At 51.5% G+C, this 14,553-nt stretch carries 10 protein-coding genes and 2 pseudogenes; 9 read left to right on the forward strand and 3 right to left on the reverse strand.

Going from position 1 to position 14,553, the window contains the following annotated elements:
* Positions 1 to 22 precede the first annotated feature (22 nt).
* Complete coding sequence (galP, locus tag NMD08_RS04775) at positions 23 to 1,417, reverse strand: galactose/proton symporter (protein ID WP_069324803.1); 1,395 nt, start codon at positions 1,415 to 1,417, stop codon at positions 23 to 25.
* A gap of 399 nt (positions 1,418 to 1,816) precedes the next feature.
* Positions 1,817 to 2,971, reverse strand: coding sequence for a methionine adenosyltransferase (gene metK / locus NMD08_RS04780; RefSeq protein WP_151218350.1), 1,155 nt, complete (start codon positions 2,969 to 2,971; stop codon positions 1,817 to 1,819).
* Positions 2,972 to 3,390: 419 nt separating this feature from the next.
* Between metK and NMD08_RS04785 the strand changes: the two are divergent.
* The 4 genes and pseudogenes from NMD08_RS04785 to speB form a co-directional block, all read left to right on the forward strand.
* Positions 3,391 to 3,492, forward strand: a pseudogene (locus NMD08_RS04785) (hypothetical protein); the annotation flags it as partial.
* Positions 3,493 to 3,750: 258 nt separating this feature from the next.
* Complete coding sequence (gene yqgB, locus NMD08_RS04790; protein ID WP_151218349.1) at positions 3,751 to 3,882, forward strand: acid stress response protein YqgB; 132 nt, start codon at positions 3,751 to 3,753, stop codon at positions 3,880 to 3,882.
* An 8-nt stretch (positions 3,883 to 3,890) separates the two neighbouring features.
* Entirely contained in the window at positions 3,891 to 5,867 is a 1,977-nt protein-coding gene (gene speA / locus NMD08_RS04795; protein WP_151224317.1) for a biosynthetic arginine decarboxylase, read from the forward strand.
* Positions 5,868 to 6,104: 237 nt separating this feature from the next.
* The gene (gene speB, locus NMD08_RS04800) at positions 6,105 to 7,025 is read left to right on the forward strand and encodes an agmatinase (RefSeq protein ID WP_003027056.1); all 921 of its coding nucleotides are present in this window, start codon (positions 6,105 to 6,107) and stop codon (positions 7,023 to 7,025) included.
* Between the two features lie 54 nt (positions 7,026 to 7,079).
* Here the strand turns inward: speB and NMD08_RS04805 are convergent, their stop codons facing one another.
* A complete protein-coding gene (locus tag NMD08_RS04805; protein ID WP_151218347.1) occupies positions 7,080 to 7,838 on the reverse strand; it encodes a M48 family metallopeptidase in 759 nt (252 codons plus the stop codon).
* 279 nt (positions 7,839 to 8,117) lie between these two features.
* On the opposite strand from NMD08_RS04805, the gene tkt reads away from it, so the two are divergent.
* The 5 genes and pseudogenes from tkt to glpX all read left to right on the forward strand — a co-directional run bounded on the left by tkt (position 8,118) and on the right by glpX (position 14,543).
* A complete protein-coding gene (gene tkt, locus NMD08_RS04810; RefSeq protein ID WP_370619658.1) occupies positions 8,118 to 10,109 on the forward strand; it encodes a transketolase in 1,992 nt (663 codons plus the stop codon).
* Positions 10,110 to 10,424: 315 nt separating this feature from the next.
* On the forward strand, positions 10,425 to 10,868 hold the full coding sequence (cmtB, locus tag NMD08_RS04815) for a PTS mannitol transporter subunit IIA (protein WP_151218346.1): 444 nt from the start codon (positions 10,425 to 10,427) through the stop codon (positions 10,866 to 10,868).
* A 27-nt stretch (positions 10,869 to 10,895) separates the two neighbouring features.
* Positions 10,896 to 12,275, forward strand: a complete 1,380-nt coding sequence (locus NMD08_RS04820; RefSeq protein WP_151218345.1) for a PTS mannitol transporter subunit IICB — start codon at positions 10,896 to 10,898, stop codon at positions 12,273 to 12,275.
* Positions 12,276 to 12,299: 24 nt separating this feature from the next.
* A complete protein-coding gene (locus tag NMD08_RS04825) occupies positions 12,300 to 13,577 on the forward strand; it encodes a zinc-binding dehydrogenase (RefSeq protein WP_370619660.1) in 1,278 nt (425 codons plus the stop codon).
* Positions 13,574 to 14,543: pseudogene (gene glpX, locus NMD08_RS04830) on the forward strand (class II fructose-bisphosphatase). Before NMD08_RS04825 ends, glpX begins: the two are co-directional and overlap by 4 nt.
* The last annotated feature ends 10 nt before the right edge of the window (positions 14,544 to 14,553 follow it).

Here is a 14,553-nt window from a genome sequence, read left to right on the forward strand (position 1 = left end):
CGTGGGGAGGAAGCCTTAGTGATTAGTCGTGTGCGCCAATTTCGCGCAGTTTACGGCCTTTCATCAGGTTACGTTCAATGTGTTCCAGAGAGACATTTTTCGTTTCAGGGATCAGCCACAGAGTCAGGAAGATGAACAGGACGTTCAGACCACCGTAGACCCAGAAAGTGTTGGCACTGCCCAGCGAGTTCAGCATCGTCAGGAAGGTTGCACCGACGATCATATTGGCAATCCAGTTGGTTGCAGTAGAGCAGGTGATACCGAAATCGCGGCCTTTCAGCGGTTGGATTTCAGAGCACAGCACCCAAATCAGCGGACCGGCGCTCATGGCAAAGCCAACGATAAACATCAGCAGCATCAGTACAGCGAAGTATTGCGCGGCCGCCGAGTGAATGCCCACGTGCATCATTGTACCCAGCACGCCCATACCGACGGCCATGACGATAAAGCCGAGGATCAGTGTTGGTTTACGGCCCCAGCGGTCAACCAGGCCAATGGCGATAAAGGTGGCCAGCACGTTGGTCAGACCGACAATAACCGTCCCCCACATCTGCTCGGTGGTGTTGGTGTAACCCGCCAGTTCAAAGATTTTTGGCGCGTAATACATAATGACGTTCATCCCGGTGAACTGCTGCATCACCTGCAACAGAACGCCAAGGAATACCGCGCGGCGGAAGTTGCTGTTTTCTTTAAACAGCGCCCAGCCGCTCTGCTTCACCTGCAGGCTTTCACGAATTTCATCCAGCTCGCGTTTGGCTTCTGCGCTGGTATCACGCAGACGCAATAGAACACGTTCAGCATCAACAAAACGACGTTTAGCCGCAAACCAGCGTGGACTGTCTGGCAGGAAGATGACGCCAATTAGCAGCAGCAGGGCAGGGATGATGATTACGCCCAGCATCCAGCGCCATGCGCCGCTGTAGCTAAACGCCGTATCGGAAAGATACGCACCTAAAATACCGATGGTGATCATCAACTGATACATAGAGATCATGCTGCCGCGAATTTTTTCCGGGGCGATTTCAGACAGGTACAACGGCGCGGTATAAGACGCAACGCCTACCGCAAGACCGAGCAGCACGCGGGAAACCAGCAGTACTTCAACGTTTGGCGCTGCGGCGGAGAACAGTGAACCGGCAACAAACAGAATTGCGCCGATCATCAGGCTCTTTTTGCGCCCCAGTTTGAAGGAGAGCCAACCGCTGCCGACGGCACCCACAGCAGCACCGAACATCATAGAACTCACCACCCATTCCTGAGTGTGTGGGGTAATTTGGAACTCGTCGGTGATGAATGGCAAAGCTCCAGCAATAACACCGATATCCAGGCCAAAAAGTAATCCAGCCAGGGCTGCAAGAAAGCAGACAAAAAATGTCATGGCTTTGTTGGAACGCCCCGTTTTTTTATTGTCAGGCATGATGCCCTCCGGTTGGGTAGCTAGTTTTGTTGATGTTAAGGGTAGGTGAGTACGGAGTAAAAAAATGCGAATCACATCACATTAGTGTAATCGGTTACACTAATATTTATATGGGTTTTTGTTTATATATCTGAAAAATAACGCTATTTATTTTGCCGGAATGTAGTTAATTGCCTAAATTTAAGACAATGCTGAATTGTAATGTAACGACGATGCAATCATAGTCACAAGGAGATGTTTATTCAGTTTGGATTGAAATTCTGCGGTATGTAATCGCTTTCATTTGTTGTTTAAAACAAGGGAGCTTAGCATTGTTCTGGCGATGGGGTATGGAAAAGAAAAGGACATAAAAAAGACCAGCGCGAGGCTGGTCTTCATAAGCGTTGAACTGTGGGGAAATTATTTTAGACCAGCAGCTTCACGCAGCAACTGCGCCTTGTCGGTTTTTTCCCATGGGAAATGTTCGCGACCAAAGTGGCCGTAAGCGGCAGTTTCTTTGTAAATCGGGTGCAGCAGATCCAGCATCTGAATCAGGCCATACGGACGCAGGTCGAAGAACTCGCGAACCAGCAGGGTCAGTTGCTCAGAAGGCACTTTTTCAGTACCGAACGTTTCTACCATGATCGAAGTCGGTTCAGCCACGCCGATTGCGTAAGAAACTTGAATCTCGCAGCGGTCAGCCAGACCTGCGGCGACAATGTTTTTCGCGACGTAACGGGCTGCATAGGCTGCGGAACGGTCAACTTTAGACGGATCCTTACCAGAGAATGCGCCGCCGCCATGGCGCGCCATGCCGCCGTAGGTATCAACGATGATTTTACGACCTGTCAGGCCACAGTCGCCCATTGGACCGCCGATAACGAAACGACCAGTTGGGTTGATGAAGAACTTGGTCGATGCGGTCAGCCATTCAGTCGGCAGTACCGGCTTGATGATCTCTTCCATAACGGCTTCTTGCAGCGATTTCTGATCGATGTCTTCAGAGTGCTGAGTCGACAGAACAACCGCATCAATACCGACGATTTTGCCATCGTCATACTGGAAGGTAACCTGACTTTTTGCATCCGGACGCAGCCAGGATAAGGTGCCGTTTTTACGCACTTCAGCCTGACGCTGCACCAGACGGTGAGCATAGGTAATAGGGGCTGGCATCAGTACATCGGTTTCATTGGTTGCATAACCAAACATCAGACCCTGGTCGCCTGCACCCTGCTCCAGCGGATCGGCACGGTCAACACCCTGGTTGATGTCCGGAGACTGTTTACCAATCGCGCTCAGTACCGCACAAGAGTTGGCGTCAAAGCCCATGTCGGAATGCACATAGCCAATTTCGCGAACCGTGTTACGGGTGATCTCTTCGATATCAACCCATGCGCTGGTGGTGATCTCACCGCCAACTAAAACCATACCGGTTTTGACGTAGGTTTCGCAGGCAACGCGTGCTTTCGGATCCTGCTCGAGGATTGCGTCCAGCACGGCATCAGAGATTTGGTCAGCGATTTTGTCAGGATGCCCTTCTGATACGGACTCGGACGTAAAAAGGTGTTTTGCCATATTTAATTTCACCTAAGGAGAATTTGGTTAGCTCAAACTGTCGAGTGGAATAGCCATGTGTAGAAGATTCTACCATGAGTCTGCAGATGACGGACACTGGCAGTCTGAGTGTTAATCGGTATAGATGGATTAACATCTGGACGGCTATTTTAGGACAGTTCTTCGTCTGATTTCCAGCTTTTTTTGATTGAGGTCGCATTGTACTGAAAATGTAACTGGAAATTTTTCCTGACGGTGCTGGCAATGTGCGTATTTATCTTTTGCTTTTTATGTTCCATATCGGTATAAAACGCGGCGCGCGGCTCATACAAAAAGCACACGACGTTTTCATCGTGTTGCCACTTCCAGCCGGGTTAAGACGTTAGCTTTGGCTTGTGGGTTCGTTCCGTCAGGAGCAACCGTGGAGGTGATACGAGATAATGAACCGTTGTATTCTGCTGAATCTGTCGCACCGTTCTGGTGTACATATGTTCCCCGCAATCTGCATCTCTGCTTTGCATACCTGTCGATGTTATATACACAAAATCATTCATGTTGCGTCGAGGCGGCAAGTGAATGAGTCCCCTGAACGTACGAGTAGTACGTGACTGGGGCGAATGAGCGTAGCCAACAAAGAGGCTGCATGAAGGATGAAGTGTATACCCATCTCGGCGTATCTCAGGACTCAAGAGCCGGCTACGGTCACTAAGAACTGAACAAGGGCGCTCTTGGTAAACAAGAGTTTTCTCGTGGTTTCGCCGAACCGTCAGCATTAAGTTCGGTTACGTGTTTACATTGATATGAAAAAGAAACCGGTCGCACAGTCGGAGCGTCAGCACTATCTGCTGCAAATTCTGCCTGTATTTGGGTTGTTATCGCGTCTATGGATTGCGATAGTAGTCAACTGTTTTACACTTGTTAATAAAATTTGAGGTTCGCTATGTCTGACGACATTTCTTTGGGTTCGCCTTCGTCAGCAGGCGAACACGGTGTACTACGCTCCATGCAGGAGGTTGCAATGAGTTCCGAGGAAGCCAGCAAGATGCTGCGTACTTACAATATTGCCTGGTGGGGTAATAACTACTATGACGTCAATGAGCTGGGCCACATCAGCGTGTGCCCGGATCCGGACGTACCAGAAGCGCGCGTTGACCTTGCTGAGTTGGTGAAAGCCCGTGAAGCGCAGGGGCAGCGTCTGCCTGCATTATTCTGCTTCCCGCAGATCCTGCAACACCGTCTGCGTTCGATTAACGCGGCGTTTAAACGCGCCCGTGAATCTTATGGCTACAACGGCGACTATTTTCTCGTTTACCCGATCAAGGTCAACCAGCACCGTCGCGTGATTGAATCGCTGATCCACTCCGGTGAACCGCTGGGGCTGGAGGCTGGTTCCAAAGCTGAACTGATGGCCGTTCTGGCCCATGCCGGAATGACCCGTAGCGTGATCGTGTGTAACGGTTATAAAGACCGCGAATACATCCGTCTGGCGTTGATTGGCGAGAAGATGGGCCATAAGGTCTATCTGGTCATCGAGAAGATGTCTGAAATCGCTATCGTGCTGGATGAAGCTGAACGTCTGAATGTGGTTCCGCGTCTGGGCGTGCGTGCGCGTCTGGCGTCGCAGGGATCCGGCAAGTGGCAGTCCTCTGGCGGCGAAAAATCAAAATTCGGCCTGGCGGCAAACCAGGTGCTGCAGTTGGTGGAAATTCTGCGCGAGCGCGGTCGTCTGGACAGCATTCAGTTGCTGCACTTCCACCTCGGCTCCCAGATGGCGAACATTCGTGATATCGCCACCGGCGTACGTGAATCAGCGCGTTTCTACGTTGAGCTGCACAAGCTGGGCGTGAATATCCAGTGCTTCGACGTCGGCGGTGGTCTGGGCGTGGACTACGAAGGTACTCGTTCGCAGTCTGACTGCTCCGTAAACTACGGTCTGAACGAATACGCGAACAATATCATTTGGGCCATTGGCGATGCCTGTGAAGAGCATGGTCTGCCGCATCCGACGGTCATCACCGAGTCTGGTCGTGCGGTTACCGCGCACCATACCGTGCTGGTGTCTAACATTATCGGTGTTGAGCGTAGCGAACACTCCGAAGCCACGCCGCCGGCTGACGATGCGCCGCGCGCCCTGCAAAGCATGTGGGAAACCTGGCAAGAGATGCATGAGCCGGGGACTCGCCGTTCGCTACGCGAATGGCTACACGACAGCCAGATGGATCTGCATGATATTCACGTGGGCTACTCTTCTGGCACCTTCAGCTTGCAGGAGCGTGCGTGGGCAGAGCAGCTGTATCTGAACATGTGCCATGACGTGCAGAAACAGCTCGACCCGAGCAACCGCGCGCATCGTCCGATTATCGACGAGCTGCAGGAGCGTATGGCGGATAAGATTTACGTCAACTTTTCTCTGTTCCAGTCGATGCCGGATGCATGGGGGATCGATCAGCTGTTCCCAGTACTGCCGCTCGAAGGACTGAATCAGGTGCCAGAGCGCCGTGCGGTGCTATTGGATATTACTTGTGACTCCGACGGCGCTATCGACCACTACGTCGATGGTGACGGTATTGCCACGACCATGCCGATGCCGGAATACGACCCGGAAAATCCGCCGATGCTGGGCTTCTTTATGGTGGGTGCGTACCAGGAGATCCTCGGCAACATGCACAACCTGTTCGGTGATACCGAAGCGGTTGACGTGTTCGTCTTCCCTGACGGCAGTGTGGAAGTTGAGCTTTCTGATGAAGGCGATACCGTGGCAGATATGTTGCAATACGTGCAGCTGGATCCGAACACCCTGCTGACGCAGTTCCGTGACCAGGTGAAAAACACCGATCTGGACGCTGAGCTGCAACAGCAGTTCCTCGAAGAGTTTGAAGCCGGTCTGTACGGTTATACTTATCTGGAAGATGAGTAACGATAAATGTCAGGTGGCGCTGCGCTTACCGTTCCTACGAAAGTAGGCCGGATAAGGCGAAGCCGCCATCCGGCAGTCGGAATCCGCGGGGGCAGCATTTGTGGCACTCACTTGAATCCGTACAAAATAACGGCGATAATTTGCCGTAAATATGCAGTTACCAAATCAATCCCTTCCTCGTCGGGCTTAACGACGCGGAGGGGATTTTTTTTCATCGATTTTTAAAGAGGTCAGTACATGAGCACCTTAGGTCATCAATACGACAACTCCCTGGTTTCTAACGCCTTTGGTTTTTTACGTCTGCCGATGAACTTCATGCCGTACGATAGCGACGCCGACTGGGTGATCACCGGTGTACCGTTTGATATGGCAACGTCTGGTCGTGCGGGCGGGCGTCATGGTCCGGCGGCAATCCGTCAGGTTTCCACCAACCTGGCCTGGGAGCACAACCGCTTCCCGTGGAACTTTGATATGCGCGAGCGCCTGAACGTGGTGGACTGCGGCGATCTGGTTTATGCGTTCGGGGATGCGCGTGAAATGAGTGAAAAATTGCAGGCGCATGCTGAGAAGCTGCTGTCTGCCGGTAAGCGTATGCTCTCCTTTGGCGGCGACCACTTTGTCACGCTGCCGCTGCTGCGCGCGCACGCCAAGCACTTTGGTAAAATGGCGCTGGTACACTTTGATGCCCACACCGACACCTACGCGAACGGCTGCGAATTCGACCACGGCACGATGTTCTACACTGCGCCTAACGAAGGTCTGATCGATCCGAATCACTCTGTGCAGATCGGTATTCGTACCGAGTTCGACAAAGATAATGGTTTTACCGTGCTGGATGCGTGCCAGGTTAACGACCGCAGCGTTGATGACATTATCGCCCAGGTTAAGCAGATTGTCGGTGATATGCCAGTGTATCTGACTTTTGATATCGACTGCCTGGATCCGGCGTTTGCACCCGGAACCGGTACGCCAGTGATCGGTGGTCTGACTTCCGATCGTGCAATTAAACTGGTACGTGGTCTGAAAGATCTGAACATCGTCGGGATGGATGTTGTTGAAGTGGCTCCGGCCTACGACCAGTCAGAGATCACCGCACTGGCGGCTGCTACGTTAGCGTTGGAGATGCTGTATATCCAGGCGGCGAAAAAAGGCGAGTAAGCTGTTTTTTGCCGGATGGCGGCGTTTGCGCCGCCATCCGGCACTGTTAACAGATTATTTGATCCCGTCTGCGCTCATGCGATCGCGAATATGTTGCGCACGTTCTGCGGATGCCGGGTGATCGTCAAACATTGAGCTTTGGCGTCCTGCTTCCAGTTTTGCCAGTTTCTCAAAGCTGGTGGCTAAGCCGGCTGGATTGATCCCACGTTTGCGCAACAAATCATACGAGTAATCATCCGCTTCGGACTCCTGGCGCTGGGAGAACTGTGAGTTCACCAGCTTTTCGCCGATATCGCCCAATTGCGACTGCGACAGGCTGCCGACAATACCGCCAGCGGAAGCCGCTGCTGCCCGCACGGCGTTCGTACCCAGCGCAACCTGCATCCCTTTTTTCACGTGACCCAGCGCAACGTGGCCCATTTCGTGGCCGATCACCGCTTCGACTTCGTTGTCGGTCATCATATCCATCAGGCCGCTGTATACGCGGATACAGCCGTTCGCCATGGCAAAGGCATTCACATCTTTCGCCATATACACTTTGTAGTTCACCGGCTGACCGTTAATGTTATCGCCAAGCGCGGCGGCTATTTTGCCAAGACGCGTAGCGTACTCGCTGCCGCTCGGAGCGATAGTAGCCTTGCTGTCCATATCTTTACAGGCCTGATCGCTCAGCGCTTTTACCTGAGCATCGCTCAGACTGTAGGCCTGAAAAGCCTCCGCGCCCGAAGAAAGCAGCCCGTTTGAGTCCATGTTCTGGCAGCCGGTCAAAGCCGCTGCCATGCTCGTAGCAAGCAGTAAAGCGCGAATTTTCATTTTTTCTCTTCCGCACAAGGTCAGGATTATTCTAAAAAATGCGTCGTTTACAGGTGAACCGACGCTCGGCCTAAGTATAAAGAAAAGAACAATAAGCGGGCGAGAAGATTGCGCAACTTTCACGCATGATCCAGAGATTTCTGAAGCGGTAAAAGGATGCTCCATGTACATGACACGCGGCTTGGGTTACATTGTTGGCACTTTTTTCCGGCGTAGCCCAAAACGCGCTGTCGTCAAGTCGTTTAGGGCGTGGCCTTCATTATCCGATCTGGAGTCAAAATGTCCTCACGTAAAGAGCTTGCCAATGCTATTCGTGCGCTGAGCATGGACGCAGTACAGAAAGCCAAATCCGGTCACCCGGGTGCCCCGATGGGTATGGCTGACATTGCCGAAGTCCTGTGGCGTGATTTCCTGAACCACAACCCGACTAACCCGTCCTGGGCTGACCGTGACCGCTTCGTGCTGTCTAACGGCCACGGCTCAATGCTGATTTACAGCCTGCTGCACCTCACCGGCTACGATCTGCCGATGTCCGAGCTGCAGAACTTCCGTCAGCTGCACTCCAAAACGCCGGGCCACCCGGAAGTGGGCTACACCGCGGGTGTTGAAACCACGACCGGTCCTCTGGGTCAGGGCATTGCGAATGCAGTGGGTATGGCTATCGCTGAAAAAACGCTGGCGGCGCAGTTTAACCGTCCTGGTCACGACATCGTTGATCACTTCACTTATGCTTTCATGGGCGACGGCTGCATGATGGAAGGTATCTCTCACGAGGTATGTTCCCTGGCTGGTACGCTGAAGCTGGGTAAACTGGTTGCGTTCTATGATGACAACGGCATCTCTATCGATGGTCACGTTGAAGGCTGGTTCACCGATGACACCGCGAAGCGTTTCGAAGCTTACGGCTGGCACGTGGTTCGTGGCGTAGATGGTCACGATGCTGACGCGATTAAACGCGCAGTTGAAGAAGCTCGCGCAGTAACCGACAAACCATCCCTGCTGATGTGCAAAACCATCATCGGTTTCGGTTCCCCGAACAAAGCCGGTACTCACGACTCTCACGGTGCGCCGCTGGGTGATGCAGAAATCGCGCTGACCCGCGAACAGCTGGGCTGGAAATACGCGCCGTTCGAAATCCCGTCTGAAATCTACGCGCAGTGGGATGCGAAAGAAGCCGGCCAGGCAAAAGAAGCCGCATGGAACGAGAAGTTCGCTGCTTATGCCAAAGCTTTCCCGCAGGAAGCTGCTGAATTCACCCGTCGTATGAAAGGTGAAATGCCGTCTGATTTCGACGCGAAAGCCAACGAGTTCATTGCTAAGCTGCAGGCTAACCCGGCGAAAATCGCCAGCCGTAAAGCGTCTCAGAACGCGATTGAAGCCTTCGGTCCATGGCTTCCTGAATTCCTCGGCGGCTCCGCTGACCTCGCGCCATCTAACCTGACTCTGTGGTCTGGTTCTAAGGCCATCAACGAAGATACCGCCGGTAACTACATCCATTACGGTGTACGTGAATTCGGTATGACCGCTATCGCAAACGGCATTTCCCTGCACGGTGGTTTCCTGCCGTACACCTCCACCTTCCTGATGTTCGTGGAATATGCTCGTAACGCGGTGCGTATGGCTGCGCTGATGAAACAGCGTCAGGTGATGGTCTACACCCACGACTCCATCGGTCTGGGTGAAGATGGCCCGACTCACCAGCCGGTAGAGCAGGTTGCTTCTCTGCGTGTGACTCCGAACATGAGCACATGGCGTCCGTGTGATCAGGTTGAATCCGCAGTGGCGTGGAAATACGGCGTTGAGCGTCAGGACGGCCCGACCGCGCTGATCCTCTCCCGCCAGAACCTGGCACAGCAGGAACGTACCGCAGAGCAACTGGCGAATATCGCTCACGGTGGCTACGTGCTGAAAGATTGCGCGGGCCAGCCGGAGCTGATCTTCATCGCCACCGGTTCTGAAGTTGAACTGGCTGTTGCGGCATGGGAGAAACTGACTGCCGAAGGTGTGAAGGCGCGTGTGGTCTCCATGCCGTCTACCGATGCGTTCGACAAACAGGATGCCGCCTACCGCGAATCCGTACTGCCGAAAGCCGTTTCTGCTCGCGTCGCTATCGAGGCTGGCATTGCGGACTACTGGTTCAAATACGTGGGTCTGAACGGTGCCATCGTCGGGATGACCACTTTTGGTGAGTCTGCACCGGCAGAACTGCTGTTTGAAGAATTCGGCTTCACCGTAGACAACGTGGTCGCGAAAGCAAAAGAACTGCTGTAACTTCGATTACAGGTGAAAACGGGACGCTCAGGCGGCCCGTTTTTTAATCGGATTAAATTTAATTTCCTCTGTGCAACTCCCCGTTGTGGATCTGAGTCACAAATATGATATTTAGTGTTATTTGGAATTTGCAATGCATATCACATAATTAATGTTGCATTTTGTTTTTATATTCTCAACTAACTGTTTTTAAAGGCTTCACAAAAAGACATTCCGCGCTGCACGTATTTTCCCCCTCGATTGATTTCATTTTGCCGTACGCGTATTTTATTTTTAACGTTAACTCGTACCCTAAAAATAAAATAAGGAAAATGTATGCGGCTGATTGATTACTTTCCCGAATCATCTATTTCAATAAAAGATTCAGCAAAGAACTGGCAGGAGGCAATTGACTTTTCTATGTCGTCCTTGCTCGCCAATCATTATGTCAATTCAAATTATATTCAGGCGATCAAAGACTCAACGATTAACAATGGTCCTTATTATATTTTAGCGCCTGGTGTCGCTATGCCACACGCTCGTCCGGAATGTGGTGCGTTAAAAACCGGAATGTCATTAACGCTTCTCAAACAGGAAGTGAAATTTTCCGAAGAAGATGAAGGCATCAGATTATTAATCGGATTGTCGGCGGCAAATGCTGACTCTCACATTGGCGCTATTCAGGCTTTAAGTGAATTATTATGTGAAGAGGAAGCGCTAACCGCTTTGTTAGCGGCTAAATCAGAAAAACAACTGGCGGATATTATCGCCTTCGCATAATTCATCGTTTCCTTTCAGGATATTATTATGGAAAACAAGTCTGCTCGTGCCAAAGTCCAGGCTTTTGGTGGGTTTTTGACTGCAATGGTCATTCCCAACATCGGCGCATTTATTGCCTGGGGTTTTATAACCGCATTGTTTATTCCTACTGGTTGGATGCCGAATGAGCATTTCGCCAAAATTGTCGGCCCGATGATTACTTATTTACTGCCCGTCATGATTGGCTCCACCGGTGGGCATCTGGTTGGTGGGAAACGTGGCGCGGTAATGGGAGGCATTGGTTCTATTGGCGTTATTGTTGGCGCGGATATCCCGATGTTCCTTGGCGCGATGGTGATGGGGCCGCTTGGCGGTTGGGTGATTAAGCATATCGACCGCCTGCTGGAAAAACGCATCCCCGCTGGTTTCGAGATGGTTATCAATAACTTCTCTCTGGGTATTGCGGGAATGCTCTTATGTTTGCTGGGATTCGAAGTTATTGGCCCGGCGGTTCTCATTGCCAACAATTTTGTGAAGGAATGTATTGAAGCGTTGGTTCATGCGGGTTACCTGCCGTTGCTGTCTGTAATCAATGAGCCCGCGAAAATCCTCTTTTTGAATAATGCTATCGATCAGGGTGTCTATTATCCGTTGGGAATGCAGCAAGCTTCTGAAACGGGAAAATCGATTTTCTTCATGGTGGCATCCAACCCTGGGCCGGGGTTAGGCCTGTTACTCAGCTTTGCCATTTTTGGTAAAGGGATGAGTAAAAAATCCGCGCCAGGCGCCATGATTATCCACTTCCTTGGTGGTATTCATGAACTGTATTTCCCGTATGTGCTGATGAAGCCTTTAACCCTGATTGCGATGATTGCCGGGGGAATGAGCGGGACGTGGGTATTCCACCTGTTGGACGGTGGGTTGGTTGCAGGGCCGAGCCCAGGATCAATATTTGCCTATCTGGCATTAACGCCAAAAGGTTCTTTCCTCGCGACCATTGCAGGCGTTACAGCGGGAACCATTGTTACTTTTGTGATTACCTCTGTAATCCTGAAAATGGAAAAGAGTGTAGAAACAGAAACTGAAGATGACTTCGCTGAATCAGCCAGAACCGTCAAGGCGATGAAACAGGAAGGTAAGTTCTCTTATAAAAATATTAAACGCGTTGCTTTCGTCTGTGATGCGGGAATGGGTTCCAGCGCGATGGGGGCTACAACGTTTCGTAAGCGTCTGGAGAAAGCGGGATTGAATATTAATGTAACGCACTATGCTATCGAAAACGTTCCGCAAGATGCAGATATTATTGTAACCCATGCCAGTCTTGAAGGTCGTGTTAAACGTGTGAGTGAAAAGCCATTAGTGCTGATTAAAAACTATATTGGTGATCCTCTGTTGGACGATTTATTTAAACGCATTACTGCGAACTAGCCTTCTTCTATTTTTGGAGTAAGTATGAAAACGAAAGTGGCTGCCATATATGGTAAGCAGGATATTCGGATCCGCGAATTTGAGTTGCCTGCAATTACAGATAACGAATTGTTAGTAAACGTAATATCCGATAGCGTTTGTTTATCCACATGGAAAGCGGCGGCTTTGGGGAGCGAGCATAAACGCGTGCCGGACGATCTGGAAAATCATCCGGTTATTACCGGACATGAATGTGCAGGTATCATTGTTGAGGTAGGAAAAAAACTGACGGATAAATATAAGAAAGGTCAGCGTTTTGTGTTGCAACCCGCGATGGGATTGCCAAGTGGATATTCCGCGGGATACAGCTACGAATATTTTGGCGGTAATGCGACATATATGATTATCCCGGAAGTAGCGATTAATCTGGGATGCGTTTTACCTTACCACGGCTCTTATTTTGCCGCCGCCTCATTGGCAGAACCAATGTGCTGCATTATTGGCGCGTATAACGCGAATTTTCACACCACACCTTACGTTTATGAGCATCGCATGGGGATTAAGCCAGGCGGAAGCATTGCGCTTCTGGCCTGCGCCGGGCCGATGGGTATCGGCGCAATTGATTATGCCATTAACGGCAGTATTCAGCCGTCACGTGTGGTGGTGGTCGATATTGATGAAGCACGACTGGCGCAGGCTAAAAAACTGTTGCCGGTTGAGCTGGCGGCAGAAAAAGGGATTGAACTTATCTATGTGAACACGACCGGCATGGATTCTCCGACCACGATGCTGCGTGCGTTAACTCATGACGAAGGTTTTGATGATGTCTTTGTATATGCGGCAGTACCTGCAGTCATTGAAATGGCCGATGATTTACTCGCGGAAGATGGCTGCCTGAATTTCTTTGCTGGTCCGACGGACAGCAACTTTAAAGTGCCGTTTAATTTTTACAACGTGCACTACAACAGCACTCACGTTGTCGGAACCTCTGGTGGTTCAACGGATGATATGAAGGAGGCTATTGCGCTCAGTGCAACCGGCCAGCTACAACCCTCGTTTATGGTGACGCACATTGGCGGCCTTGATGCGGTTCCGGAAACCGTATTGAATTTACCGGCAATTCCTGGCGGTAAAAAGCTGATATATAACGGCGTAACCATGCCGCTAACCGCCATTGCTGATTTTGCCGAGAAAGGGAAAACTGACCCATTATTCAAAGAGCTGGCGCTGCTGGTGGAGGAAACGCACGGCATCTGGAACGAAAAGGCAGAAAAATACCTGCTGGCACACTTCGGCGTTGATATCGGGGAGGCGGCGATATGATGTCGCTGGCATGGCCGCTATTTCGTATCACGGAGCAGGCTGCGCTGGCAGCCTGGCCGCAAACCGGGTGCGGCGATAAAAACAAGATTGATGGTCTGGCCGTGACGGCAATGCGCGAAGCATTGAACAGTGTTGCCATCCGCGGACGAATCGTCATTGGCGAAGGGGAGATTGATCGCGCCCCGATGCTGTGGATTGGTGAGGAAGTGGGAACTGGCGCTGGACCTGAGGTCGATATTGCCGTCGATCCTATTGAAGGCACGCGAATGGTGGCGATGGGGCAATGCAATGCGCTGGCTGTCATGGCGTTTGCCCCTCGCGGCAGTTTGTTACACGCCCCTGATATGTACATGAAAAAACTGGTTGTTAATCGGTATGCAAAAGGGGCGATTAATCTGGCGCTGCCGTTGGCAGACAATCTGCGCAATGTGGCTGAGGTGTTGGATAAACCGCTGGAGCGACTGCGGATGGTGACGCTGGATAAACCGCGTCTTCAACCGGCGATTGCCGAAGCGACAAGACTTGGCGTCAAAGTCTTTGCGCTGCCCGACGGCGATGTAGCCGCAAGCGTGTTGGCCTGTATGCAGGAAAATCCCTATGACCTGATGTATACCATTGGGGGGCACCTGAAGGGGTTATTTCAGCTTGTGCAGTTAAAGCGCTGGGGGCGACATGCAGGCTGAACTGATTGATTTTTGCGCGGCGAAAGGAGATAGCGCAGATAATCGTCTGATTGCGGCACAGGAACGTCAGCGCTGCATGGAAATGGGCGTCGAGATTAACCGTATCTATGCGCTCGACGAACTGGTAGGGGGAAATAAGATCCTCTTCAGCGCGACGGGGGTCACGGGCGGCGATCTTGTGAAAGGGATCCAACAGGTTGCGAATGGTGTGCGCACGCAAACTTTACTGATCGGCGGCGCGGATCGAACGTGTAATATAATAGACTCTCTGCATTCATGGTGATTTATCGGAT

It is taken from the genome of Citrobacter meridianamericanus (assembly GCF_041320245.1).
Lineage (GTDB): Bacteria > Pseudomonadota > Gammaproteobacteria > Enterobacterales > Enterobacteriaceae > Citrobacter > Citrobacter meridianamericanus.

What these genes read in the sequence shown, in the direction of transcription:
- tkt (WP_370619658.1), top strand. Translation starts at nt 8,118, where the DNA reads ATGTCCTCACGTAAAGAGCTTGCCAATGCTATTCGTGCGCTGAGCATG.
- galP (WP_069324803.1), bottom strand. Translation starts at nt 1,417, where the DNA reads ATGCCTGACAATAAAAAAACGGGGCGTTCCAACAAAGCCATGACATTT.
- metK (WP_151218350.1), bottom strand. Translation starts at nt 2,971, where the DNA reads ATGGCAAAACACCTTTTTACGTCCGAGTCCGTATCAGAAGGGCATCCT.
- cmtB (WP_151218346.1), top strand. Translation starts at nt 10,425, where the DNA reads ATGCGGCTGATTGATTACTTTCCCGAATCATCTATTTCAATAAAAGAT.
- NMD08_RS04825 (WP_370619660.1), top strand. Translation starts at nt 12,300, where the DNA reads ATGAAAACGAAAGTGGCTGCCATATATGGTAAGCAGGATATTCGGATC.
- yqgB (WP_151218349.1), top strand. Translation starts at nt 3,751, where the DNA reads ATGAAAAAGAAACCGGTCGCACAGTCGGAGCGTCAGCACTATCTGCTG.
- NMD08_RS04820 (WP_151218345.1), top strand. Translation starts at nt 10,896, where the DNA reads ATGGAAAACAAGTCTGCTCGTGCCAAAGTCCAGGCTTTTGGTGGGTTT.
- NMD08_RS04805 (WP_151218347.1), bottom strand. Translation starts at nt 7,838, where the DNA reads ATGAAAATTCGCGCTTTACTGCTTGCTACGAGCATGGCAGCGGCTTTG.
- speB (WP_003027056.1), top strand. Translation starts at nt 6,105, where the DNA reads ATGAGCACCTTAGGTCATCAATACGACAACTCCCTGGTTTCTAACGCC.
- speA (WP_151224317.1), top strand. Translation starts at nt 3,891, where the DNA reads ATGTCTGACGACATTTCTTTGGGTTCGCCTTCGTCAGCAGGCGAACAC.